Source organism: Rhizobium sp. SVR5-2C (assembly GCF_056755115.1).
Window position 1 is genome coordinate 20,702 of the sequence record NZ_JBNDHT010000012.1, and the last position, 22,616, is coordinate 43,317.

Genomic DNA, 22,616 nt, shown 5'->3' on the forward strand with positions numbered 1-22,616 from the left:
CTTCGGGATCGAGATCCGAAGAGCCGCCAGCGATGGCGGCTTTGTTATTTTTGATTTGCCCCTTTTCGGCGCCAAACCAGTTTCTGCCGTATGATCATCGAAACGCTGCTTGTGCTTTTCGTCAAAGGCGCTTTGCTTGGCCTTGTCGTCACCGCGCCGCCGGGCCCGATCGCGACGCTGTGCATCAATCGCAGCCTTCATCGCGGGTTCGGTTCGGGGGTGGCGATTGGCATTGGCGCGGCGCTGGGGGATTCCTGTTACGCGCTGGTTGCCGCAGCAGGGCTTGCGATGGTGTCTGATGCCCTGGATTCTTATTCCCTGCCGATTGCGGCGGCCGGTGGTATCGTGCTCATCGTTCTTGGCATCCGCGATCTTATGACGCCGCCGGCAGAGGCGGTGGAAGTCGGCGCCCGCAATTTTTTCCGGACCATCGTATCAACCTTCCTGCTGGCAATTTCCAATCCCGGCGCATTTCTGTCCTTCGGAGGCCTCTTTGCGGGGCTAGGCTTGGTGAACGGCAATACGGTGACGGAGACCGCAGCGATCGTCATCGGTGTGTTCTTCGGCGCGATGGCGTGGTGGACGGCGTTGAGCGCGGCGGTCAATCTCGCCCGCGACAGGATTTCAAGCGATCTGACGCTGCTGATCCGACGCATCTCCGGCGGCCTGATTATCGCCTTCGGTGTCGTCGTGCTCGGCTATGCCGCGACGTTGCTGTAACGGGCTTTCATCGCTGATGATCGAGGCGATGCGCGGGATCGGCGGGTACGCTTTCCTAATCCCGCTTTATGCTCATCAGCACGTCCCACATGTCCGCGCCTGTCTCGAACACGCTGGCGTTGGCGGTAAAGCTCTGCTTGGCTTGGAGCAGGTCAGTCAGCTCGCCGGCCGGATCGACTTCGCCATCGGTCTGGCTGACGATCGCCTGAACGCCATTCGGGGAGAGGGATTGCAGGCGGGTATTCAGCGCCTGGTAGCCGGGCGTACTGACGTTCGCGGCGTTATTGGCGATAGCGCTTAGGCGTGTCGTCTGCGCCAGCATTCCCGAAAGAGCGGTACTCGTGATGCCTGATATGCTCATCGGTCCTATCCCTGAAAAATTGGATGGAGCCTTTCTACAGGCAGGAGCTTAGGGAATGCTGAAGGGGCTGGGTTAGCGAAGAGCTGCGAGCAGGCGCGCATTATCGCGGTTTCTGTATTGTATTGGCACAGAACTCAGCCGACAGCGACTGCTTTTAGGCGGAACCGGCCGACCGTGGGTTTCGGCATTCCCTTCATACCAAAGGATGCGGCCACTCGCGTGAGACGAGAGCTTTCAATCTGGCAGTGAAGGTAAAGATGTGCCATATTCGCGCTTAGGACGACTGCCTACACTGGGGCAGACGCCAGAGCGAGCATTTTATCGCTAGCCTTCGACGCTTCGATGGCGGGGACGCCTGTCGCTACCTTATGGCGACTAATCAGAGCTGCATTCACATACCCAGTATATCCCGCTGTGCCGGCCGCCGCGCCGCGCAGTTTCACAAACTCAGATCGTCGCAGACATGAGGGTGCACCCTTATGCTGTGAGAAGACAATCGCGATTTAGACCAAGTGAAACGGAGGGTATAATCATGAGTAGCACGAGAAATCTTTGCCTTGGTTTGCTGGCATCCGCGTTCGCCACCGCGCTGGGTGCGCCGACAGTCGCACAGCAGCAGCCAAAACCTAACATCCTTGTCATCATGGGCGACGATATTGGCTGGTTCAACCTTGGCGCCTATCACCGGGGAATCATGTCCGGGAAGACACCCAACCTCGACAAGCTGGCGTCCGAAGGCATGATGTTCACCGACTATTATGCAGAGGCGAGTTGCACTGCCGGCCGGGCGAGTTTCATCACCGGAGAAATTCCGTTGCGTACCGGCCTGACGACTGTTGGTCAGGCAGGCGCAGATGTCGGCATGCCTGACAAGGCGGTAACCCTAGCCGCCGTTCTCAAGAACGAGGGATATGCCACCGGTCAGTTCGGCAAGAACCATCTTGGCGACTTGAACAAGTATCTGCCGACACTGCATGGCTTCGATGAGTTCTTTGGCTATCTCTATCACCTCGATGCGATGTCAGACCCCTATTGGTATTCGTTTCCGAATGATCAATCGTACCGGGATAAAGTCGGGCCGCGTAATTTGGTCCACACCTTTGCAATGGACACGGACGATACGACGGAGCAGCCGCGCTGGGGCAAGATCGGCAAGCAGAGGATCGTGGACGAGGGTCCCCTGGCGCCATATCCCGACATGTCCAACGTGCCGAACATGCATGACGTCATGCCCAAGGCCAAGTACGACATGGGCACGTTCGACGAAGTGCTGGTCAAGGCTTCGTGCGACTTCATGGACAAAGCCAAGACTGACGCCAAGCCGTTTTTCGTCTGGCACAACACGACACGCATGCACGTCTGGACTTTTCTGTCGCCCAAATACCAAGCCCTCATGAACAGCGATTCCAACTATGGCCTTGAGGAAGCCGGAGTGGCGCAGCTTGATGACAACGTCGGCGCTCTTCTCAAATGCGTGGAAGATGCGGGCGAGAGCGACAACACCATCGTCGTTTTCACGACCGACAATGGGGCGGAGGTGTTTACCTGGCCCGATGGTGGCATGACCCCGTTCAAGGGCACCAAGGGTACCGTGATGGAAGGTGGCTTCCGCGCACCGGCCATCATTCGCTGGCCGGGCAAGGTCAGGCCGGGTACCGTCGAGAACGGCATATTTTCGGCCCTGGATTGGTTCCCGACGTTGGCGGCCGCCGCTGGCAACACCGAGATCACCGACCAGCTGCTTAAAGGTGTGAAGCTGGGCGACACGACCTACAAGAACCATCTTGATGGCTACAATCAGATGGACCTGTTGTTGGGCAAATCACCATCCGCACGGCATGAGTTTTTCTACTTCGCTGGCCCTGCTCTTGGGGCAGTTCGGATCGATAACTTCAAGTTCCAGTTCTTGCAGCAGCCGCAGGGCTGGCCCGGTGGAAAGGTAACGACGGACATGCCCACCATGGTCAATATCCGTCAGGATCCCTTCGAGAGGACACCATCGATTGGCGAGCAAAGCCTCAATGACCTCGGTGGAGGTTACATGAATGACTTCTTTGCCCGCGAGTTCTGGCGCTTCGTCAGCGTCCAGCAGGAAGTCGGGAAACTTGCCCTCACCGCGGTCGACTACCCGCCGATGCAGGACCCGGCTTCCTTCAATCTCGATGCTGTGAAAAGGCAGATCGACGCGGCCATCCGGAACAAGCCGGGCAACTAGTCGAGTGCGGTAAAGTCCAAGGGCGGCCCGGAAGGGCTGCCCTTTGTTCATGGCGCAGGCCTCTCCGTCTATTGCCAGTTATCCCAGCCGTAGCGAACCACGCCCACCATCGGACCGCCGCCGGCGAATACGCCGCGAACGGGATCCCATCCATCGGCCTCATAGCCGCTCTTGACGCCGCCGACACGAGGGTCGCCGTCGATCCAGTCCCAGAGCGGGCCGCCCGACCAGCCGCCGGCGAAGGCGGTGGAATAATCGACCTCCAGTTCCAGGCTGTCGTTGTCGTCGCCATCGATATCCTCGATGTCAATGTTGACGTCCATCACCGGATCCTGTCCACCCATATAGACTGAGGGATAGCCGATGCTGAGCCAGCGACGGTCGTAATACTTGTCCTCGTCGCCGAAGGACTGCGAGCCCATCCAGCCGACACGCTCGCCGAGCGGGGTATAGAGGCGGCAGATGACATAATCGAGACCGTAGGGATCCTCATGCGGCCGATATCCGTGGACCGATTGCACGTAGGAGCGTCCATACGGCTCGAGGCCGCTGACGTAGCCGGGCGAAAAGCGCATCCACCAACCTTCCGGCGGATGATCCCACGGCATCAGGTGGCTCGCAGTCAACATCAGATTTGGTCCAACCAGCGTACCCGTTCCCCAGCCGAGAGGCCGATCGAAACTGGTTCCGTGACCATACTCGACGCGGCCGACGGTAGAATAGGGATAGAGGCAGGGCGGCAGTTCCGATCGGCTCAACGTCTTCATCACCGGCAGCCCAAGAAGCAGGAGTGTGGTGGCACGAGGGAAGGCCATGGCGTTGGGCCGGCGGGCGCGGGGCCGAAATGGTATGAGGGGCGGCAGATGGGTGAGCGTTGTCCACGCGGGGCGATAACCCTCGATGATCCCCGCTGTCGGCATCTTGAGCGCGGTGATTGGCTCCAGCACGGCATCTTTCCCGCTCTGTCCCTCGCAGGCTTTGCCGGCGGCCTGTTCGGTCAGGATCGCTTTCTCGATATCGTCGGGGAAGGGCTCCGTCGCTGGCTGGTCGGGGAGTGCCCACAATTCCATAGCGTCCATCGTACTCTCCTCTCCTGTTCGAGCACTCAGAATATGAAAACATGCTAATGTTTTAAAGGCAATCTGGGGGCGATGCCTTGGCAATCTTCCAGTCGAGGTTTACCATCTGTTCTGCAGATGGAGGCTCGCATGTCTTCAAGCTTCACTGTTCACGATGCGGCTGGATACGAACAGCTCATGGGACGCTGGAGCCAGAAGCTCGCGCTTCCATTCATAGAGTTTGCGGGCCTTGGCGATGGCGAGAAGATACTTGACGTCGGCTGCGGCATCGGCAGCCTGACCTTCGCGCTCGACCGAGCCGCCAGTCTCGGCGAGATCACCGCGATCGACTATTCGCCCGTCTTCGTCGAGGAGACAATTCGGCGCAACACCAGCCCTCGCATTAAGATCAGCCAGGCGGATGCCTGCTCCTTGCCGTTCGAAGACGGCACCTTCGACCGTGCTTTGGCGCTGCTCGTCCTACATTTCGTGCCCGAGGCCGATAAGGCGGTGGCGGAGATGGGCCGCGTCGTGCGGCCCGGCGGCACGGTGGCGGCAGCCGTCTGGGATCATCTCGGCGGCATGCCGGTCATGCGCATGATGGTCGACACGGTGGCGGCACTCAGCGAGGCCGGGCGCCAGCTACGCAGTCGCTATTGCTTTCAGCCGATGATGCAGCCGGGCGAAATGAAGCGGGCTTTTGTCGAGCAAGGCCTCTTGGACGTTGCGGAAACACAGCTGCTGATCCGCATGGACTACCAGAACTTCGCTGACTTCTGGGCACCTATCGCTGCGGGCGAAGGGCCTCTCGGTCAATATATGACGACGCTCGGCGCCTCGGAGCGAGCCCGCATCGATGCCGCCATCCGCGACGCCTACGAGGCCGGGCGACCGGACGGCCCGCGATCCTTTGCCAATGTCGCCTGGGCCTGCCGAGGCATTGTTCCCTGAGGCCCAAGCAACTCGTATGCGAAGGGCCGCTACAGCAGACTGTCATTGCTGTGCCGGCTGGAACAGTTCGACGAAATTCCCGGAAGGATCGACCAGCAAGATTTGAGCGCCTCCGGGCCCTTTGACGATGTCGTTCCGGAAACGGACGCCAGCAGCGCGCAGCCGCGCTACGGTGGCAGGCAAATCGTCAACGATGAGATGAATGCGATTCCAGCCGCCCGGCTTTGGCTGTTCGCCATCCGGCATAGACCGTCCCGCCGAGCTTGTCGGCCCGCTTAAGAGGAGCCGTAAATTCCCCAACCGCACATCCGCGAAGGCCGGAGCATAGTTCGTCAGAAGCGAGAAGCCGAGGTGGCTCGTATACCATGCGATGGCGGCCTCCACATCATCGACCATGTAGCGGACATTGACGGTGGTTTCCGGCATTGTTCTCACTCCCGCACTCATGGGCACGTTCAGGCTGACCCGCGGCCGTCATGCACACGCCACTACTTTTACCACACCTGAGGCACGGCCGATCGAAAAAAGCGAGGTGAGATTTGCAGGAGCCCCTTCTCCCCGGGCAGGGAGAAGGGGATCTTCAGGTTATTCGGCAGCCTCGGCGTAGCTCTCCACCGGCGGGCAGGTGCAGAGTAGGTTGCGGTCGCCATAGACGTTGTCGACGCGGTTGACCGGCGACCAGTATTTGTCGACGCGGAAGGCACCTGGCGGGAAGCAGGCCTGTTCGCGCGAGTAGGGGCGGTCCCATTCGCCGACCAGGTCTTCGACCGTGTGCGGGGCATTCTTCAGCGGGTTGTTCGCCTTGTCGGAGCGGCCCTCCTCGATGTCGCGGGCTTCCTGGCGGATCGCCAGCATCGCCTCGCAAAAGCGGTCGAGTTCGGCCTTGGTTTCCGATTCAGTCGGCTCGATCATCAACGTGCCGGCAACTGGCCAGCTCATGGTCGGTGCGTGGAAGCCGCAGTCGATCAGGCGCTTGGCGACGTCGTCGACGGTGACGCCGGCGCTGTCGACTAGCGGGCGCGTGTCGATGATGCATTCATGCGCCACGCGGCCAGCTTCGGACTTGTAGAGCACATCGTAGGCGCCCTTGAGGCGGGCGGCGATGTAGTTGGCGTTGAGGATCGCGACCTTGGTCGCCTGCGTCAGGCCTTCGCCGCCCATCATCAGGCAGTAGCTCCACGAGATCGGCAGGATCGAGGCGGAGCCGAAGGCTGCCGCCGAGACCGCACCGGAGCGACCGTCGGCTTCCGGATGGCCGGGGAGATAAGGTGCCAGATGCGCCTTGACGCCGATCGGCCCCATGCCCGGACCGCCGCCGCCGTGCGGAATGCAGAAGGTCTTGTGAAGGTTGAGGTGGGAAACGTCCGAGCCGATGTCACCGGGACGGGACAGGCCGACCATGGCGTTCATGTTGGCGCCGTCGAGATAAACCTGGCCGCCGTGGCTATGGACGATGTCGCAGATTTCCCTGACGGTCTCCTCGAAGACGCCGTGCGTCGACGGGTAGGTGATCATGCAGCAGGAGAGGCTTTCCGAATACTGCTCCGCCTTGGCACGGAAGTCATCCATGTCGATGTCGCCGTTGTCGCGAACCTTGACCACAACCACCTTCATGCCGGCCATCTGCGCAGAGGCGGGGTTGGTGCCGTGTGCCGAGGTCGGGATGAGGCAGACATCGCGATGAGTATCGCCATTCGCCAGGTGATAATTGCGGATCGTCAAGAGGCCGGCATATTCGCCCTGCGCGCCGGAATTCGGCTGCATCGAGAAGGCGTCGTAGCCGGTCACTGCGCAAAGCTTGTCGATGAGATCGTCGATCATCTCGCGGTAGCCCAGCGCTTGGTCGGCCGGCACGAAAGGATGGATGTCGGAAAATTCCGGCCAGGTGATCGGCAGCATTTCCGCCGTCGCGTTCAGCTTCATCGTGCAGGAGCCGAGCGGGATCATCGCCCGGTCGAGCGCCAGGTCGCGATCCGAAAGCCGGCGGATGTAGCGAGTCATTTCGCTTTCGGCACGGTTCATGTGGAAGATCGGATGCGTCAGGTAATCGCTGGTCCGCAGCAGGTCCTTCGGCAGACGGTAGCCCGGCTCGAAATCGGCGATCGCGAAGTTACCACCGAAGGCGCGCCAGACGGCCTCAAGTGTCGCGGGACGGGTGCGCTCGTCGAGGCTCATGCCGATCTTCGTGTCGCCGACCTTGCGAAGGTTGACGCCTTCCGCGATGGCGGCACGCAGGATGAGGCCCTGCATATGGCCGACGTCCACGGTGAACGTGTCGAAAAAGGTTTCCGGCTCGACCGTGTAGCCGAGCTTTTCGAGGCCCTTCGCCATCAGCACCGCCTTCTGGTGGACCTGCTGGGCAATCGCCTTGATGCCCTTCGGACCATGGAAGACGGCATACATGGAGGCCATCACGGCCAGCAGCACCTGCGCGGTGCAGATGTTCGACGTCGCCTTTTCGCGGCGGATGTGCTGCTCGCGGGTCTGCAGCGACAGACGATAGGCGCGGTTGCCGCGCGCATCGACGGAGACGCCGACGAGACGGCCGGGCATGGAGCGCTTGATGGCGTCCTTGACGGACATGTAGGCCGCATGCGGGCCGCCATAGCCGACCGGAACGCCGAAGCGCTGCGAGGAGCCGATGGCGATATCGGCGCCCATTTCGCCCGGCGACTTCAGGAGTGTCAGGGCCAGGATATCGGCTGCAACGACAGCGATCGCGCCAGTCTGGTGCAGGCGGGCGATCAGGCCGGAGAAATCATGCACATGGCCGTGCGTGCCCGGATACTGGAAGATCGCGCCGAAGACTTCGGTCGGGTCGAGATCGGTGAAAGGGTTGCCGACGATGACGGTCCAGCCGAGCGGCTCAGCGCGGGTGCGGATGAGCGCGATCGTCTGCGGATGGCAGTCGGCATCGACGAAGAAGGCCTTTGCCTTCGACTTGGAGACGCGTTCGGCCATAGCCATGGCTTCGGCGGCGGCCGTGGCCTCGTCGAGCAGCGAGGCATTGGCGACGTCGAGGCCGGTGAGGTCGCAGATCATCGTCTGGTAATTCAGCAGCGCCTCGAGGCGGCCCTGGCTGATTTCAGGCTGGTAGGGTGTGTAGGCCGTGTACCAGGCCGGGTTTTCGAGGATGGTGCGCTGGATGACCGGCGGCGTGATCGTGCCGTAATAGCCCTGGCCGATCAGCGAGGTCAGCACCTTGTTCTTGTTGGCGGTCTCGCGCAGCTTGTCGAGCGCCTCGCGCTCCGTCATCGGGGCGCCCCAGGTCAGCGGCTGCTTCTGGCGGATGGAGGGCGGTACCGTCGCATCAATCAAGGCATTGAGGCTGCCGTAGCCGATGACCTTCAGCATGTCAGCCATTTCAGCCGGCGAGGGGCCGATATGGCGGCGATTGGCGAAGTCGTAGGGCTGGTAGTCCGTGAACTGGAATTCCGTGGGCGTCGTCATTACGCGGTGAGCTCCTTGTAGGCCGCCTCTTCGAGGAGGCCATCTGCATCGGCCGGGTTCTTGAGCTTCAGCTTGAAGAACCAGCCGGCACCCTGCGGGTCGGAATTGACCAGCGACGGATCGGCGGTAATTGCCGGATTGACTTCGGTGATCTCGCCATCGAGCGGACAATAAACGTCGGAAGCAGCCTTTACGGATTCGACCGTTGCGGCGGCATCATTCTTGGAGAAGCTGCTGCCTACTTCCGGCAGTTCGACGAAAACGAGGTCGCCGAGTTGATCGACGGCATAGCTCGTGATCCCGACCGTCGCAACGCCGCCTTCAATCTTCAGCCACTCGTGTTCTTCGGTAAATTTCAGCATGGTTCGTCCTCTCTGGAAAAACTATTAGCGTTTATAGGTCGGCGTGATGAAGGGAAGCGCGCTGACGGTGAGGGGCAGGTACTTGCCGCGCACCTCGGCGTAAATCTGAGTTCCCGCGGCAGAATGCGAAACCGGCACGTAGCCCATGGCAACCGGACCTTCGACACTGGGGCCGAAGCCGCCCGAGGTGACTTCGCCGATTTCGGTCTTGCCTTCGGCATCCGCGTAAAGCTTTGAGTGGCCGCGCACCGGCGCCTTGCCCTCGGGCTTCAGGCCGACGCGGCGGCGCTTGGCGCCATTGTCGAGTTCGGAAAGAATGCGTTCGGCACCCGGAAAACCGCCGGCGCGGGCTCCGCCCGTCCTGCGGGCCTTCTGCATGGCCCATTCGAGCGCGGCCTCGATCGGCGTAGTCGTCGTGTCAATGTCGTTGCCATAGAGGCAGAGACCGGCTTCCAGCCGGAGTGAATCGCGGGCTCCGAGGCCGATCGGCTGCACGTCCGGATGCTCGAGCAGCCGTTTGGCGATATCTTCGGCCATCTCCTGCGGCACCGAGATTTCGTAGCCGTCTTCGCCGGTGTAGCCGGAGCGGGACACAAGACAGGAGACATCGTGCAGGCGGCAATGGCGCACGTCCATGAACTTCATCGAGGCGACGTCGGCCCAGAGTTCGGCGAGCACATCGACTGCGTGCGGCCCCTGAAGAGCGATCAGTGCCCGATCGAGCACGGTAATGTCGCAGCGGTCGCCGATATGCTTCCGCAGATGCGCGACGTCGACCTCCTTGCAGGCGGCGTTGACCACGACGAAGAGGTGGTCGTCGAGATGGGCGATCATCAGGTCGTCGAGGATGCCGCCGTTCTCGTCGGTGAAGAAGCCGTAACGCTGGCGCCCTTCAGCGAGACCGAGGATGTCCACAGGGACGAGGCTTTCGAGCGCGAGCGCGGCGTCTTCGTATTTGCCGGATTTCGCTTTCACGATGACCTGTCCCATGTGCGAGACATCGAACAGGCCGCCTGAGGTGCGCGTCTGCAGGTGTTCCTTCATGACGCCGGCCGGATATTGCACCGGCATCTCGTAGCCTGCGAAGGGGACCATGCGGGCGCCGAGCGAAAGATGCAGCGCGTGAAGCGGAGTTTTCTTGAGGGCAGCAGTATCGTCCAATGACGCCTCCGGGGTTTGCGCGTGGAATCCCAAGCGCGGGCTCAAATCTGCAGGCACCGCCGCGCCCGTCTTTCGAGCCCCCTCTGTCCCTGTGCCTGAGATTGCTATCCCTTCGGCGAGCGTTTCGAGAACGCTTCTCTCCAGAGTTCCGTCTGCCCCTTGTGGTCCTTTTGCCTGAGAGTTTCCGGGGCGGTTGCTCCTTCGGCACCGGTCGCTAGCGGACCGGATTCTCCCAACAAGGTCGCCGCAATTATCCGGCGGAGCGGGTTGTTGGCAAGGGGGAATGTCGCCACCGAGCAAATTTTTGTCGCGCTTTCCGTGGGGCAGCGTCTGATCTGCGGCAAAACGCTTTTGCTTTTCGCCGGTAAAGTGGTTAATCGCAAAGTCGCCGAGGGGATTTGATGACGGACAGGAGCCGAAGAGCTGGGATGCTGACGCGCGTAGTCTGCGCGTTGAGCCTGCTTTTGCTCGGCCTTGCGCATCAGGCTCCGCGGGTTTCGTCCGAGCCCGCTTATAACGGCGCCGAATATGCCCTGCCGGACGGCTCGTATGCCTCGCTCTGCGTGACGGTTACCGACACTGACGGCAAGACCGTTCCACCGAAGCCGAATTGTGAAGTCTGCCATCTCGCGGCTTCCGTCATTCTGCCGGGGCCCGATTCCGGCTCGTGGCTGAATCTCGAATTTGCCTCGCTGCATAACCCGCCGGTTGAGGCGCATGTGACTATCGGCACGCGTGCCGTCGAACAGCCGAAATCCAGGGGGCCCCCGGTTCTGGTCTGATCTCCAGCCATGACCGAAATGACATTATAGTGCTGGTGCGCCAAGGTTTGTGGGCGATACCGGCGAGGAGATATCCAATGAAGACAATCAAAGCACTCGGCGGCGTCGCGCTGCTTTCCGCTACCACGTTCACCGCCGCGCAGGCACATGTGACTTTCCTCGATCCGCAGGCGCCGCAAGAGAAGACGATTCTTGCCACGCTGCAGGTCTCGCATGGATGCGACGGCAAGGCGACGAACGAGGTACGGGTCAAACTGCCCGAAGGGTTCGTGTTCGCAAAGCCGCAGCCAAAGGCGGGCTGGGAACTCGAGATCGTCAAGGGCGACTACAAGAAGAGTTACGACAATCACGGCACCGCAATGACATCCGGCGCTGTCGAGATCCGCTGGAAAGGCGGCAATCTCTCCGACGATTTCTACGACACCTTCGTCATTCAGGGTAAGATCTCTGGCGTCGAAGGCGGGACGTCGCTCGCTTTTCCGGTCACCCAGCTTTGTGGCGATGCCGTAGCAGCTTGGGATGAGGTCGCCAAGGAAGGCGGCGATCCGCACAAGCTCAAAAGCCCGGCGCCGGTGCTGACGGTCGTTGCAGGCGCAGAACATGATCACGGCCATGATGATATGGCTGGCATGGATATGAGCGGCATGGGAGGTGACACGGTAACGCTCGGCGATCTCCAGATTTCCGGCGCTTTTGCAAAGGCGATGCTCCCCGGTCAGCCGGTCGGCGGCGGCTTCTTCACCGTCAAGAACAACGGCAAGACCGACGACAGGCTCGTTTCGATCTCATCTCCCAATGCGGGCGAAGTTGAACTGCACGAGATGGCGATGCAGGACAATGTCATGAAGATGCGGGAGCTGAAGGACGGGATTCCCGTGCCGGCTGGCGGGACCGTGACGCTCGCGCCGGGAGGCCTGCACCTGATGTTCCAGAAGGTCAAGGCGCCGTTCAAGCAGGGCGACAGCGTGCCCGTGACGCTGACCTTCGAGAAAGCCGGCAAGGTCGATCTGACGTTGAAGGTGCTTTCGGCTCAGGGCAAGTAATCAGGCGGAAGCCCGCGGCATGGGTCGCGGGCTTTTTTCTTCCCCGGCGACGGAATTCAGGAATCTTCGTAGGATTTCAGAGCCTGCCGTAAACCGGCCTGCGGCTGCTTGTTGCCACTCGTCATGAGGTCGAGAGCGATCTCGGTCGATTGGATGATGTTCTGGGTTTCCTCGACTTCATCCGCCGCCGTGCCCTTGAGCTGGCGATCGGCGATACGGCGCGCATCCTTGGCCGCAACGCTCGCCGGCACGCGGGGAGCGATCCTCAGCGTCTCGAAAGCGGCAGCGGCGGTGCTCGCGGATATGGTAATGACCTGTGCCATACTGATATGGTACAGGCCTTTTGTTTGTGTCCGGCTAAAGAAATTAATAGCATTTTACAGAACTGCAGATCTTTTCTTGCCGATCGGAATCCATGGATTTGTGACGTAAGGCGAACGTATGATTCAGGCTTTTCTTGTGGGCGCCGGCGGCGCCATCGGTTCGCTTCTGAGATATTATGTCGGCCAGTGGTCCCTTCGGCTCATGGGACCGAACTTTCCATGGGGCACGCTGATCATCAACGTCGTGGGATGCTTTGCCATCGGCGTTCTTGCTGAAATGATCGCCCGCAGGTTCAACGCCTCTGTCGAACTGAGGCTTTTGCTCATCACCGGCTTTCTCGGCGGCTTCACGACCTTCTCGGCCTTTTCGCTCGACGCGATTTCGCTCTTCGAGCGCGGCGAGGCTGTCTCCGGCTGGCTCTACATCGCCGCAAGCGTCGGGTTTTCGATGGCCGCTGTCATGGCTGGACTCGCCGCGGCGCGCGCTTTGATCTGAAAGGCGGTTTCCGTGTGGACAAAAATGCTCTAAAGCCACGGGCAAAGGCCGCGTTCGGCGCAGGCATCCCATTTCCGGAAAGAAAAGAAAAATGGCCGGTATTGAACATATCACGGTGGAATCCGACGAGGCGGGCATGCGGCTCGATCGCTGGTTCAAGATTCATTATCCGGGTCTCGGCTTCGGCCCGCTGCAGAAACTCATGCGCTCGGGACAGGTCCGCGTGGATGGCGGCCGGGTGAAGACGGATGCCCGCGTGCAGCCGGGGCAGGTGGTGCGCGTGCCGCCGCTCGACGTCGATGCGAAGAAGAGCGGACCGATCGCCAATCACGATCTGAAGCATGGGGGCGACTACGAGCTTCTGCAGCGCATGGTGCTGCATGAGGACGACAAGGTGATCGTACTGAACAAGCCGGCCGGTCTTGCCGTGCAGGGCGGCTCCGGCGTGACGCGCAATATCGACAAGATGCTCGAAGCCTGGACGAGCCCCAAGGGCGAGAAGCCGCGGCTGGTGCATCGCCTCGACCGCGATACCTCCGGCGTACTCGTGATCGCCCGCACGCGCGGAGCGGCGCAGAAGCTCACTGCGGCCTTCCGTGAGCGGGATACCAAGAAGACCTACTGGTCGCTGGTGAAGGGTGTGCCGCGCAAGCACGAGGACAAGATCTCCACCTGGCTGGTGAAGGAAGCGACCGCCGACGGCGATCGCATGCGCGTTGCCAAACATGGTGAGGATGGCGCCGATCACGCCGTTTCCTATTATCGCGTCGTCGAGACTGCCGCTCAGAACCTCGCCTGGCTGGAAATGGAACCCTATACCGGGCGCACGCACCAGCTTCGTGTGCATGCGCTCCATATCGGCCACCCGATTATCGGCGACCCCAAATATTTCATCGAAGATCCGAACTGGGACTTCCCCGGTGGCATACAGAAGCGGCTGCACCTGCATGCGCGCAAGATCGACATTCCGCATCCCTCCGGCGGGCGCCTGCGCGTTACTGCGCCGCTGCCGCCACACATGGTCCAGACATGGAATCTGCTCGGCCTCGATCTTGCCGGTGCGGAGAGGGAAGACGAAGAATGAAACTTGCTCTTTTCGATTGCGACGGCACGCTGGTCGATAGTGCCGCTCTCATCCATGAGGTTATGGCGCGTACCTTCGTGCATTTCGGCCATCCCCGGCCCGAGGTCGCCAGCACCAAGTCGATCATCGGCCTGACGCTCGATATCGCCATTGCTCGCATGCAAGGCAAGCCGCATGTCGACGACGAGGCCGCTGCCATGACTGCGCACTATAAGTCGATCTATATGGATGTCCGTCAGCAGCCGGGCATGGACGTTCCGCTGTTCGCCGGCATAAGGCCGATGATCGAGGCGCTGACCCAGAGGGAAGACATCCTGATAGGCGCTGTCACGGGGAAATCCCGCCGTGGCCTCGTGAACATTCTCGAAACCCACGGCTTCGCGCCACATTTCATCGTCTCGCGCACAGCCGACGATTGTCCGTCCAAACCGCATCCGGCGATGGTGACCGAATGCTGCGACGAGGCCGGCATGAGCCCGGCCGACGCCATTGTCGTCGGCGACGCTATTTACGACATGCAGATGGCAAAGGCTGCAGGTGCGAAGGCAATCGGTGTATCCTGGGGATATGCGAGTGTTGTCGATCTGATCGCCAGTGGCGCTGATGCCATCGCCTACCATCCGAATGACGTGCTTTCCAATTTTTGAGGTGACGCTATGCGCGACCTGCTGGACGACCTATCCGAGGGCCTGAGCCATCCTGATCCGATCCGCCGTGCGCAGATCCAGATGAAGAAGCCGCTTCCGGCTCGCTTCTACGAAAGCGCGGCGGTTGCCGAGCGGGGTGATGAGGGTTTCGCAATCGAGCTCGACGGCAAGGTCGTGCGCACCCCGGCCAGGCAGGTACTGGCAGTGCCGGTTCGGGCGTTGGCGGATCTCATCGCCGCCGAATGGGATGCGCAGGCGGAGGTCATCGATCCGGTGACCATGCCGGTGACTCGTCTCGTCAACACCGCGCTGGACGGCGTTGCCAACGACCCACAGGCTGTCTTTGAAGATATCTTGCGTTTCTCCACGAGCGATCTTCTCTGCTATCGCGCCGAGAGTCCCGAAGCTCTGGTACAGCGCCAGACCGAGCGTTGGGATCCTGTTCTCGATTGGGCGGGGAACGATCTCGGCGCGCGTTTCATCCTGATCGAAGGCGTCATGCACCACGAACAGCCCCGCGAGGCCATCGCCGCGCTTGGGGTCACCCTGCGGAGGCATGACAGTCCGCTCGTGCTTGCCGCGCTCCACACCATGACGACGCTCACAGGGTCAGCAATACTTGCACTCGCCTTCGCTGAACGCCACCTGACGACTGAGGAAGTCTGGTCGCTTGCGCATCTCGACGAGGACTGGACGATCGAGCATTGGGGCAGCGACGAGGAGGCCGAGTTACGCCGCGCCAAGCGCTTTGATGAGTTCAAGGCTGCGGCGGATGTTTTTTTGGCGCTAAGGGCCTGAAAGACATTGCTTTGCGGACCGTTATGACGAAATCTGCGACTCCAATTGGGGAGCGCGGAATTTCGGGATGAGACGGTTGAGGTCGTGTTTTTGTCAGCTGATGCTGATTTGCGCCACGCTGACGGCCTGTGCGAGCTGGTTCTCCAGCGAACCGCCCGGTCCCATCTACGATGTTCGCAGCGCCGTCGTTCTAGGCGGCCCCGAGGTATCGCGAGAATTGCTCTCGGGTATCGGCGATCGCATAAATTCCGCCATCAATGCGACGGTTCGCACCGAGGTCTATCCGCGCGTCGTGCTGACAATTCGCGTCGCTTCCGTCCAAAAGGCGGTCGGTTTCGATCGGAACCGAAACGTTGCCAAGATGAGGATCGACGCTGCTTCCGTGGACGATGGTTCGGTCATCGCCGTCAGCGCTTTCGAGGTTACGAGCACCGCAAACGATGAGAGGATGGTTGATCAGATCCTCGCGGAAGATGTCGCCGCGCGCATCCGTTCGGCCTTCCAGCTCACGGCCGGCGGCGCTTGAAATCATGCCGCAATTTCTGCGGCGAGGGGAGATTCATGAAGGAAGTTCTCGAAGAGCTCGAGCGGCGCCGTGAGATTGCCCGGCAAGGCGGCGGCCACGCGCGCATCGAAGCGCAGCACAAGCGTGGCAAGCTGACGGCGCGTGAGCGCATCGACCTCTTTCTCGATGAGGGCTCGTTTGAGGAGTTCGACATGTTCGTCGAGCACCGGTCGACGGCTTTCGGCATGGACAAGAGCCGTATCGCCGGCGATGGCGTCGTCACCGGCTGGGGAACGGTCAACGGGCGGACCGTCTTCGTCTTCGCCAAGGATTTCACCGTCTTCGGCGGCTCGCTTTCCGAGGCGCATGCCGAGAAGATCATGAAGGTGCAGGACATGGCGCTCAAGAACCGGGCGCCGATCGTCGGGATCTATGACGCGGGCGGTGCGCGCATTCAGGAAGGCGTTGCGGCGCTCGGCGGCTATGCCGAGGTCTTCCAGCGCAATGTGCTCGCCTCCGGCGTCATTCCGCAGATTTCGGTGATCATGGGGCCGTGCGCGGGCGGTGACGTCTATTCGCCTGCCATGACCGATTTCATCTTCATGGTGCGCGACACCTCCTACATGTTCGTCACCGGCCCTGACGTCGTGAAGACCGTCACCAACGAAACCGTGACGTCCGAGGAACTTGGCGGCGCGACCGTCCATACAACGCGCTCATCGATCGCCGACGGCGCCTATGACAACGATGTCGATACGCTGCTGCAGGTTCGTCGCCTTGTGGATTTCCTGCCTCTGTCGAATACCTCGCCGGTGCCGGAGATCGAATGTTACCAGTCGGTGACCGGTGCGGACATGTCGCTGGACACGCTCGTCCCGGCCAATGCCAACAAGCCGTATGACATCAAGGAACTGATCAACAAGGTTGCCGACGAAGGCGATTTCTTCGAGATTCAAGCCAGCTTTGCCAAGAATATCGTCTGCGGTTTCGGACGCATCGAAGGTTCGACTGTCGGCTTTGTGGCCAACCAGCCGATGGTGCTCGCCGGCGTGCTCGACAGCGATGCGTCGCGCAAGGCGGCACGTTTCGTTCGCTTCTGCGACTGCTTCAATATTCCGATCGTCACCTTTGTCGATGTCCCGGGCTTCCTGCCTGGTACGGCGCAGGAATATGGCGGGCTGATCAAGCATGGCGCAAAGCTGCTTTTTGCCTATGCGGAGGCCACGGTGCCGAAACTGACGGTCATTACCCGCAAGGCCTTCGGCGGGGCCTACGACGTCATGGCCTCCAAGCATCTGCGGGGTGACCTCAACTACGCCTGGCCGACCGCACAGATCGCCGTGATGGGGGCGAAGGGCGCTGTGGAAATCATCTTCCGCAAGGACATAGCCGATCCAGAAAAGATCGCCGCACATACCAAGATGTACGAAGACCGCTTCCTGTCGCCCTTCGTGGCTGCGGAGCGGGGCTATATCGATGAGGTGATCATGCCGCATTCGACAAGGCGGCGTTTGGCGCGGGGTCTGAAGATGCTTCGCAACAAGGATCTCTCGAATCCCTGGAAGAAACACGACAATATTCCACTCTGACGAATAAAATCGGCTCTGAGGTGTTTTAGGCGCAAAAGCGTCCGGGGGGCGCGGCTTAGACTTGATCGGAGAATTTGATGTTGGAATTCGAGCGCCTCGGGCAGTACCGGCCATATGCCCTTGCAGTTCTCAGGATTGTCACCGCGCTTCTGTTCATGGAACACGCAACGCAAAAGCTCTTCAATTTTCCGCCATGGCAATATGGTGAGATGACAACGCTGTTCACCGTTGCGGGCGTCATTGAGCTCATAGGCAGCATCTTCATCATTCTTGGGCTTTTCACCCGACCGGTTGCCTTCCTTCTGAGCGGCGAGATGGCCATCGCCTATTTCATGGAGCATCTGCCGATCAGCGTCTTTCCGGTCATCAACGAGGGCGACGGCGCCGTGCTTTTCTGCTTTATTTTCCTGTATCTGGTTTTTGCGGGGGGCGGCGCCTGGTCGCTGGACAGCCGCCGCGCCTGATATCGTCTGCTTGGGACTTGCGGCTTCAGGATACGAATTTCAGCCCTGCAATCCCCATCACGATCAGACCGATGCAAGCGAGCCGCGTGGGCGTTGCGGGATCACCGAGCAGCCAGATGCCCAGCAGCACCGTTCCGACGGTGCCGATGCCGGTCCAGACTGCATAGGCCGTCCCGACTGGCAAAGTTTTGACCGCAAGTCCAAGAAGGACCACGCTGATAATCATCGACACCGCCGTGAAAATTGTCGGCACGGGGCGTGTGAAGCCATCGGTATATTTCAAGCCGATTGCCCAACCACATTCAAAAAGACCTGCAAGAAACAACAGGAACCAAGCCATTTTGCTCTCCTTTAGCAAGAGCGAGGCCGTCCCCGCGACGTTTGCGCCAGGAAATCAGGCGCCGCAGTCGTCTGCGTCGATGCCTATATGCACAGTTTGACGGCTGGTTTCAAGTTGGGGATTGGCATAGCTGCCATGCCACCCGTTTCTTGCGTTCCTCAGGAAACAGGCAGGGCTCGATGACCCAGTTAGCCTGTACTCGTCTGTGATATGCTCTTTGCGCGGCGGCAGAGCCGGTCGAAGGTTTCGAGAAAACGCGACCGGTCTTTGGGACCGAAGGAGGCATTGTAACCTTTGCTCTCGCCAGTCTCGCGGAGATGCGCACCGAGATCGCGCATGGCGCTCGCCATGCCGATATTCGTTTCGTCGAAGACACGGCCGGACGGGCCGCAGACAAGCGAACCGGATGCGACACACCTGACCGCCAGCGGTACGTCTGCCGTCACCACGACGTCGCCCTTCGTTGCATGTTCCGCAATCCAGTTGTCGGCGGCATCGAAGGCATTGGAGACGATGACGTTATGAACCATCGGATCCCGCGACGGACGGAGCCCGGAATTGGCGACAAACGTCACTTCGATCCCGTGGCGTTCCGCGACTTTGAGAATTTCCGATTTCACGGGGCAAGCGTCTGCATCGACGTAGATCATGAATTTCAATCTGCTCTGGCTGGAAACGCTACGCGGCCTTGGCGGGCGCGTAGCGGCGGTTCGATCGGATCTAATAGTCCGACGGTTGCCCCTCGTTCAAGACGTCAGGCTTCCTTCAGCGTGCCTGCCTTTTTCGCCACCCAGGTTGCTATGACATCCATCAGCGTCGGGTTCAGGCAATCGTAGGGCGTGACGCCGAGTTCGTTCAAGCGGCTGCGCACGCCTGCCATCGCCGAAGGCGGCGTGCCCGATTCGATGATCGAGGAAACGAAGGCCGCAAATGTCGGCTCGGGCCAACCGCTTTCCTGAAAGCGTTCCGGGTGAATGAAGTCGAGACCTTTGAATGCGTGGTCCCGCTCCACCGGTCCGTACATGTGCACGCCGCATTCCTTGCAGGCATGGCGGCGGATCAGTGCGTCGGGATCGATGATCTTTAGCTTGTCGCCGTTTTCGAGAACGGTGACGTTCTCATGCGGCGTGACGGCGACGACGGAGAAGGCGGCGCCCTTGGGCTTCCAACATTTTGTGCAGCCGCAGGCGTGGTTATGGGCGATATTTCCCTTGATGGCGACTTTGACGGGACGGTCGGAGCAGGCACAGACGAGTGTCCCGCCGCTGAAATTCGCCTGTCCCGCCTTCACGCCGCCGTCGAGGGCGGGGTGTATCGATACTTGACCTGGCATGTTCAACTCCTCCTCCTGGCGCAGACCCCCTAAATCGGGATCGATTTAGGGAAAGGATCATGTGCAGATTCAAAGTGCTGCAGTCCCGTTTTGTGCGTCATCCATGACGCACGGTACTGCGCCTTCCCGCGGGCCGCCGGTCGAATGGAGCGACATTGAAGCCGCAGGCAAAGGGCACCTAACCTGCTTTTCGCACGGTGTCCGATGCCGCTTCTGTGTCGCATCGTTTTGCCGAAAGGCGTCTCGGCCCCTCGGCACTATACTTCATTCGAAGTCGCCTTGCCGCTATCCGATATTAGTAGAGCACCACGCTTCTGATGCTCTTGCCGGAATGCATGAGGTCGAAGCCCTTGTTGATGTCTTCGAGCGGCATCGTGTGGGTGATCATCGGGTCGATCTGGATCTTGCCTTCCATGTACCAGTCGACGATCTTCGGCACGTCGGTGCGGCCGCGCGCGCCGCCGAAGGCGGTGCCCATCCAGGTGCGGCCGGTGACCAGCTGGAAGGGGCGGGTGGAGATTTCCTGGCCGGCGCCGGCAACCCCGATGATCACCGACTTGCCCCAGCCGCGATGCGAGGCTTCCAGCGCCTGGCGCATGACCTTGGTGTTGCCGGTGCAGTCGAAGGTGTAGTCGGCACCGCCGATCTGATCGGCGCCGCGTTTCGTCATGTTGACGAGATAGGACACGATGTCTTCGCCAACCTCCTTCGGATTGACGAAATGCGTCATGCCGAAGCGTTCGCCCCATTCCTTCTTGTCGTTGTTGAGATCGACGCCGATGATCATGTCGGCGCCGGCAAGCCGCAGGCCCTGGATGACGTTGAGGCCGATACCGCCAAGTCCGAAGACGATGGCTGTCGCGCCCATTTCGACCTTGGCCGTATTGATGACAGCACCGATACCCGTTGTTACGCCGCAGCCGATGTAGCAGATCTTGTCGAAAGGCGCATCGGGATTGACCTTGGCGACGGCTATCTCCGGAAGAACCGTGTAGTTGGCGAAGGTCGAGCAGCCCATGTAGTGGTGGATCTTGTCCTTACCGATCGAAAAGCGTGACGTGCCGTCCGGCATCAGCCCCTGGCCCTGCGTTGAGCGGATCGCGGTGCAGAGGTTGGTCTTGCGGCTGAGGCATGACGGGCATTCGCGGCATTCGGGCGTATAGAGCGGAATGACATGATCGCCCTTCTTGACCGAGGTGACGCCCGGGCCCACATCGACAACGACGCCCGCGCCCTCGTGGCCAAGGATGGCGGGGAAGAGACCTTCCGGATCGGCGCCCGAAAGCGTGAAATCATCGGTATGGCAGATGCCGGTCGCCTTGACCTCGATCAGTACTTCGCCGGCCTTGGGGCCTTCGAGCTGCACTGTCATGACTTCCAGCGGTTTTCCTGCCTGAACGGCAACGGCGGCGCGAACGTCCATCTTATGGTCTCCCTATAGAGGATTTGTTTGCCGGACCTTGGCACGGCCAGAGAGGCACGCTCAAGCGAAAAGGGAATACGGCGCCGACATAATTGCGAAATCGGCTGGCCTGCGGCGCTTACTTTCCCCAAAGCGTCAAAAGAGCTTTTCGGCCGAGAATAGAACGGCATAGCCATGAATGGCGATCGCGGCGAAAAGCCCGAAGGCAACCAGTATTCGCTCGCCGTCCTTCATCTGGTCAAGCTTGTGGCGGGGCTTTACTGAGCTGGCACCGATCATGCTCAGCAAAATGAATACGGCGAGACCGGCCATGAGCATTTTCGCGGAAATTCCGAGTTCCCAACCGATCCACAGAATGAAGATCGTGGTGGCAAAGCTGGCCCAGATCAGAGAACGCCGAGTGGTGAAGACCTGGCGCAGGACCTGGCCGCCGTCGAATCTTTGCATCGGCAGAAGATTGAGCAGATTGAAACTGCCGAGGATGAGCAGGAAGATCAGCAGCGGGCTGCCCAGTTGCTCCGGCAGCAGCAAGTCGCGGGCAGTGCCGTTGTATCCGGCAACCAGAATGGGCACGGCAAAGGCCGACATACCGGAGCCCATCAGTGCACAGACCGCTACTTCGAACTGGCTCTTGTAGGGCCTTCCGCCGATCGCAATGCCACCGAGGAGCGGCACGAAGATCATGCGCACGGATTCGTGCCCGAAGGTTCGGTAGGCAGCGAGATGTCCAAGTTCATGCAGGGCGATGACAAGCGTGAGGAATGCCGAGATCATCAGGCCGGAGACCGTCAGTCCAAAGAACGGCCAGAGGAGCAGCGTCGAGATGAGGGCCAGACCGAATTGAACGGCGGGGTGCTCTACGTACCCCTGGGGAACCGATCTGCCGGTTTCCAGCCATCCTTCCAGCGCGCGCAGTTCGCGCCGCAGCACGAAGTAGCGGAAGAGAAGGGATGCGAGGCCGCGATAGCGATCCATTTGAGTAATCTCGATTTCGGCTCCGTCCGGCAGGCGGCGGACGATCCTGCTTTCTCTGAAATCCCGCCAAAAGGCCGCATCCAGCGTGCTGTCGTCGGCAATGCGCGTGTGGAAGCCGCGTCCTCCGGCGGCCGCCAAGGGTTCCAAGGCCAGGAGCCGCCGCTGCGGTTTGCCGTTGCGGTCGAGATGGCTGTAAATCTGTTCGACCATATCCGCGCGATTATCGAGCGGCTCGCTGCTCACGACGGAATGGTGCCAGTTGGCGTTGGTCCCTGAAGGATTGATGGCGCTCCACAGTTCCTCCGGCGGGCGTCGGAACGTCCGCCTGAGACAAATGGTGCGCAGGCCGAGCGGCATGCGCATGAGCAGCCAGAGGAGCCCCAGATTGATGAAAAGCAGCAGGGCGGCAGATTGCAGCGCCGTCATTGGTGCCTCCGGACCCCAGCCACAGGACGAAAACGACGTATCGTAAGCTGCCAGACCTTAACAAAGGCGAAGTGCTTAAGCCTAGGGCGCAGCTGGGGCTGTCCCAATCT

25 protein-coding genes and 1 riboswitch are annotated in these 22,616 nt (G+C 60.6%); of the genes, 13 read left to right on the forward strand and 12 right to left on the reverse strand.

The window, feature by feature from the left end; genetic code table 11:
* The first annotated feature begins 90 nt into the window (after positions 1–90).
* A complete protein-coding gene (locus ACPYOI_RS05540) occupies positions 91–720 on the forward strand; it encodes a LysE family translocator (RefSeq protein WP_481418596.1) in 630 nt (209 codons plus the stop codon).
* A 55-nt stretch (positions 721–775) separates the two neighbouring features.
* Here the strand turns inward: ACPYOI_RS05540 and ACPYOI_RS05545 are convergent, their stop codons facing one another.
* Entirely contained in the window at positions 776–1,081 is a 306-nt protein-coding gene (locus tag ACPYOI_RS05545) for a flagellar basal body protein (protein WP_481418597.1), read from the reverse strand.
* Positions 1,082–1,613: 532 nt separating this feature from the next.
* On the opposite strand from ACPYOI_RS05545, the gene ACPYOI_RS05550 reads away from it, so the two are divergent.
* A complete protein-coding gene (locus ACPYOI_RS05550; RefSeq protein WP_481418598.1) occupies positions 1,614–3,296 on the forward strand; it encodes an arylsulfatase in 1,683 nt (560 codons plus the stop codon).
* A 68-nt stretch (positions 3,297–3,364) separates the two neighbouring features.
* Here the strand turns inward: ACPYOI_RS05550 and ACPYOI_RS05555 are convergent, their stop codons facing one another.
* Positions 3,365–4,375, reverse strand: a complete 1,011-nt coding sequence (locus tag ACPYOI_RS05555; RefSeq protein WP_481418599.1) for a trypsin-like serine peptidase — start codon at positions 4,373–4,375, stop codon at positions 3,365–3,367.
* Positions 4,376–4,504: 129 nt separating this feature from the next.
* On the opposite strand from ACPYOI_RS05555, the gene ACPYOI_RS05560 reads away from it, so the two are divergent.
* Positions 4,505–5,305 carry a class I SAM-dependent methyltransferase gene (locus tag ACPYOI_RS05560; RefSeq protein ID WP_481418600.1) on the forward strand — a complete coding sequence of 267 codons (801 nt, stop codon included), beginning with the start codon at positions 4,505–4,507 and terminating at the stop codon, positions 5,303–5,305.
* A gap of 42 nt (positions 5,306–5,347) precedes the next feature.
* Here the strand turns inward: ACPYOI_RS05560 and ACPYOI_RS05565 are convergent, their stop codons facing one another.
* The 4 genes from ACPYOI_RS05565 to gcvT all read right to left on the reverse strand — a co-directional run bounded on the left by ACPYOI_RS05565 (position 5,348) and on the right by gcvT (position 10,278).
* Complete coding sequence (locus ACPYOI_RS05565; RefSeq protein ID WP_481418601.1) at positions 5,348–5,731, reverse strand: VOC family protein; 384 nt, start codon at positions 5,729–5,731, stop codon at positions 5,348–5,350.
* Between the two features lie 159 nt (positions 5,732–5,890).
* Positions 5,891–8,755, reverse strand: coding sequence for an aminomethyl-transferring glycine dehydrogenase (gene gcvP, locus ACPYOI_RS05570; protein ID WP_481418602.1), 2,865 nt, complete (start codon positions 8,753–8,755; stop codon positions 5,891–5,893).
* Positions 8,755–9,117 carry a glycine cleavage system protein GcvH gene (gcvH, locus tag ACPYOI_RS05575; protein ID WP_481418603.1) on the reverse strand — a complete coding sequence of 121 codons (363 nt, stop codon included), beginning with the start codon at positions 9,115–9,117 and terminating at the stop codon, positions 8,755–8,757. Before gcvH ends, gcvP begins: the two co-directional genes overlap by 1 nt.
* Before the next feature lie 24 nt (positions 9,118–9,141).
* The gene (gene gcvT / locus ACPYOI_RS05580; RefSeq protein WP_481422653.1) at positions 9,142–10,278 is read right to left on the reverse strand and encodes a glycine cleavage system aminomethyltransferase GcvT; all 1,137 of its coding nucleotides are present in this window, start codon (positions 10,276–10,278) and stop codon (positions 9,142–9,144) included.
* A 152-nt stretch (positions 10,279–10,430) separates the two neighbouring features.
* A riboswitch (glycine riboswitch) is annotated at positions 10,431–10,523 on the reverse strand.
* 25 nt (positions 10,524–10,548) lie between these two features.
* Between gcvT and ACPYOI_RS05585 the strand changes: the two genes are divergently transcribed.
* The 3 genes from ACPYOI_RS05585 to ACPYOI_RS05595 all read left to right on the forward strand — a co-directional run bounded on the left by ACPYOI_RS05585 (position 10,549) and on the right by ACPYOI_RS05595 (position 12,103).
* Complete coding sequence (locus tag ACPYOI_RS05585; protein WP_481418605.1) at positions 10,549–10,680, forward strand: hypothetical protein; 132 nt, start codon at positions 10,549–10,551, stop codon at positions 10,678–10,680.
* Positions 10,680–11,060 (forward strand): hypothetical protein, encoded by a 381-nt coding sequence (locus tag ACPYOI_RS05590; protein ID WP_481418606.1) that lies wholly within the window; start codon positions 10,680–10,682, stop codon positions 11,058–11,060. The genes ACPYOI_RS05585 and ACPYOI_RS05590 overlap by 1 nt, the downstream gene beginning before the upstream one ends.
* A gap of 77 nt (positions 11,061–11,137) precedes the next feature.
* Complete coding sequence (locus ACPYOI_RS05595; protein WP_481418607.1) at positions 11,138–12,103, forward strand: copper chaperone PCu(A)C domain-containing protein; 966 nt, start codon at positions 11,138–11,140, stop codon at positions 12,101–12,103.
* Between the two features lie 56 nt (positions 12,104–12,159).
* Here ACPYOI_RS05595 and ACPYOI_RS05600 read toward each other — a convergent pair whose 3' ends face one another.
* Positions 12,160–12,426 carry a hypothetical protein gene (locus ACPYOI_RS05600; RefSeq protein ID WP_481418608.1) on the reverse strand — a complete coding sequence of 89 codons (267 nt, stop codon included), beginning with the start codon at positions 12,424–12,426 and terminating at the stop codon, positions 12,160–12,162.
* 118 nt (positions 12,427–12,544) lie between these two features.
* On the opposite strand from ACPYOI_RS05600, the gene crcB reads away from it, so the two are divergent.
* The 7 genes from crcB to ACPYOI_RS05635 all read left to right on the forward strand — a co-directional run bounded on the left by crcB (position 12,545) and on the right by ACPYOI_RS05635 (position 18,009).
* The gene (crcB, locus tag ACPYOI_RS05605; protein WP_481418609.1) at positions 12,545–12,922 is read left to right on the forward strand and encodes a fluoride efflux transporter CrcB; all 378 of its coding nucleotides are present in this window, start codon (positions 12,545–12,547) and stop codon (positions 12,920–12,922) included.
* A gap of 91 nt (positions 12,923–13,013) precedes the next feature.
* Positions 13,014–14,006, forward strand: a complete 993-nt coding sequence (locus ACPYOI_RS05610) for an RluA family pseudouridine synthase (RefSeq protein ID WP_481418610.1) — start codon at positions 13,014–13,016, stop codon at positions 14,004–14,006.
* Positions 14,003–14,653, forward strand: coding sequence for an HAD-IA family hydrolase (locus ACPYOI_RS05615; RefSeq protein WP_481418611.1), 651 nt, complete (start codon positions 14,003–14,005; stop codon positions 14,651–14,653). The genes ACPYOI_RS05610 and ACPYOI_RS05615 overlap by 4 nt, the downstream gene beginning before the upstream one ends.
* Positions 14,654–14,662: 9 nt before the next feature.
* Positions 14,663–15,451, forward strand: a complete 789-nt coding sequence (locus ACPYOI_RS05620; protein ID WP_481418612.1) for an ATP12 family chaperone protein — start codon at positions 14,663–14,665, stop codon at positions 15,449–15,451.
* A gap of 67 nt (positions 15,452–15,518) precedes the next feature.
* Positions 15,519–15,977, forward strand: coding sequence for a hypothetical protein (locus ACPYOI_RS05625; protein WP_481418613.1), 459 nt, complete (start codon positions 15,519–15,521; stop codon positions 15,975–15,977).
* Positions 15,978–16,012: 35 nt separating this feature from the next.
* Positions 16,013–17,545, forward strand: a complete 1,533-nt coding sequence (locus ACPYOI_RS05630) for an acyl-CoA carboxylase subunit beta (RefSeq protein ID WP_481422654.1) — start codon at positions 16,013–16,015, stop codon at positions 17,543–17,545.
* Positions 17,546–17,622: 77 nt separating this feature from the next.
* Positions 17,623–18,009: a DoxX family protein gene (locus ACPYOI_RS05635; RefSeq protein ID WP_481418615.1), complete on the forward strand. Its 387-nt coding sequence runs from the start codon at positions 17,623–17,625 to the stop codon at positions 18,007–18,009.
* A 25-nt stretch (positions 18,010–18,034) separates the two neighbouring features.
* Here the strand turns inward: ACPYOI_RS05635 and sugE are convergent, their stop codons facing one another.
* The 5 genes from sugE to ACPYOI_RS05660 form a co-directional block, all read right to left on the reverse strand.
* A complete protein-coding gene (gene sugE / locus ACPYOI_RS05640) occupies positions 18,035–18,349 on the reverse strand; it encodes a quaternary ammonium compound efflux SMR transporter SugE (protein ID WP_481418616.1) in 315 nt (104 codons plus the stop codon).
* Between the two features lie 188 nt (positions 18,350–18,537).
* Positions 18,538–18,999, reverse strand: a complete 462-nt coding sequence (locus ACPYOI_RS05645) for a YaiI/YqxD family protein (RefSeq protein WP_481418617.1) — start codon at positions 18,997–18,999, stop codon at positions 18,538–18,540.
* A gap of 104 nt (positions 19,000–19,103) precedes the next feature.
* The gene (gfa, locus tag ACPYOI_RS05650) at positions 19,104–19,682 is read right to left on the reverse strand and encodes an S-(hydroxymethyl)glutathione synthase (RefSeq protein WP_481422655.1); all 579 of its coding nucleotides are present in this window, start codon (positions 19,680–19,682) and stop codon (positions 19,104–19,106) included.
* A 295-nt stretch (positions 19,683–19,977) separates the two neighbouring features.
* On the reverse strand, positions 19,978–21,105 hold the full coding sequence (locus tag ACPYOI_RS05655) for an S-(hydroxymethyl)glutathione dehydrogenase/class III alcohol dehydrogenase (protein WP_481417066.1): 1,128 nt from the start codon (positions 21,103–21,105) through the stop codon (positions 19,978–19,980).
* 135 nt (positions 21,106–21,240) lie between these two features.
* A complete protein-coding gene (locus tag ACPYOI_RS05660; RefSeq protein ID WP_481417067.1) occupies positions 21,241–22,506 on the reverse strand; it encodes a zinc metalloprotease in 1,266 nt (421 codons plus the stop codon).
* Positions 22,507–22,616: the final 110 nt, after the last annotated feature.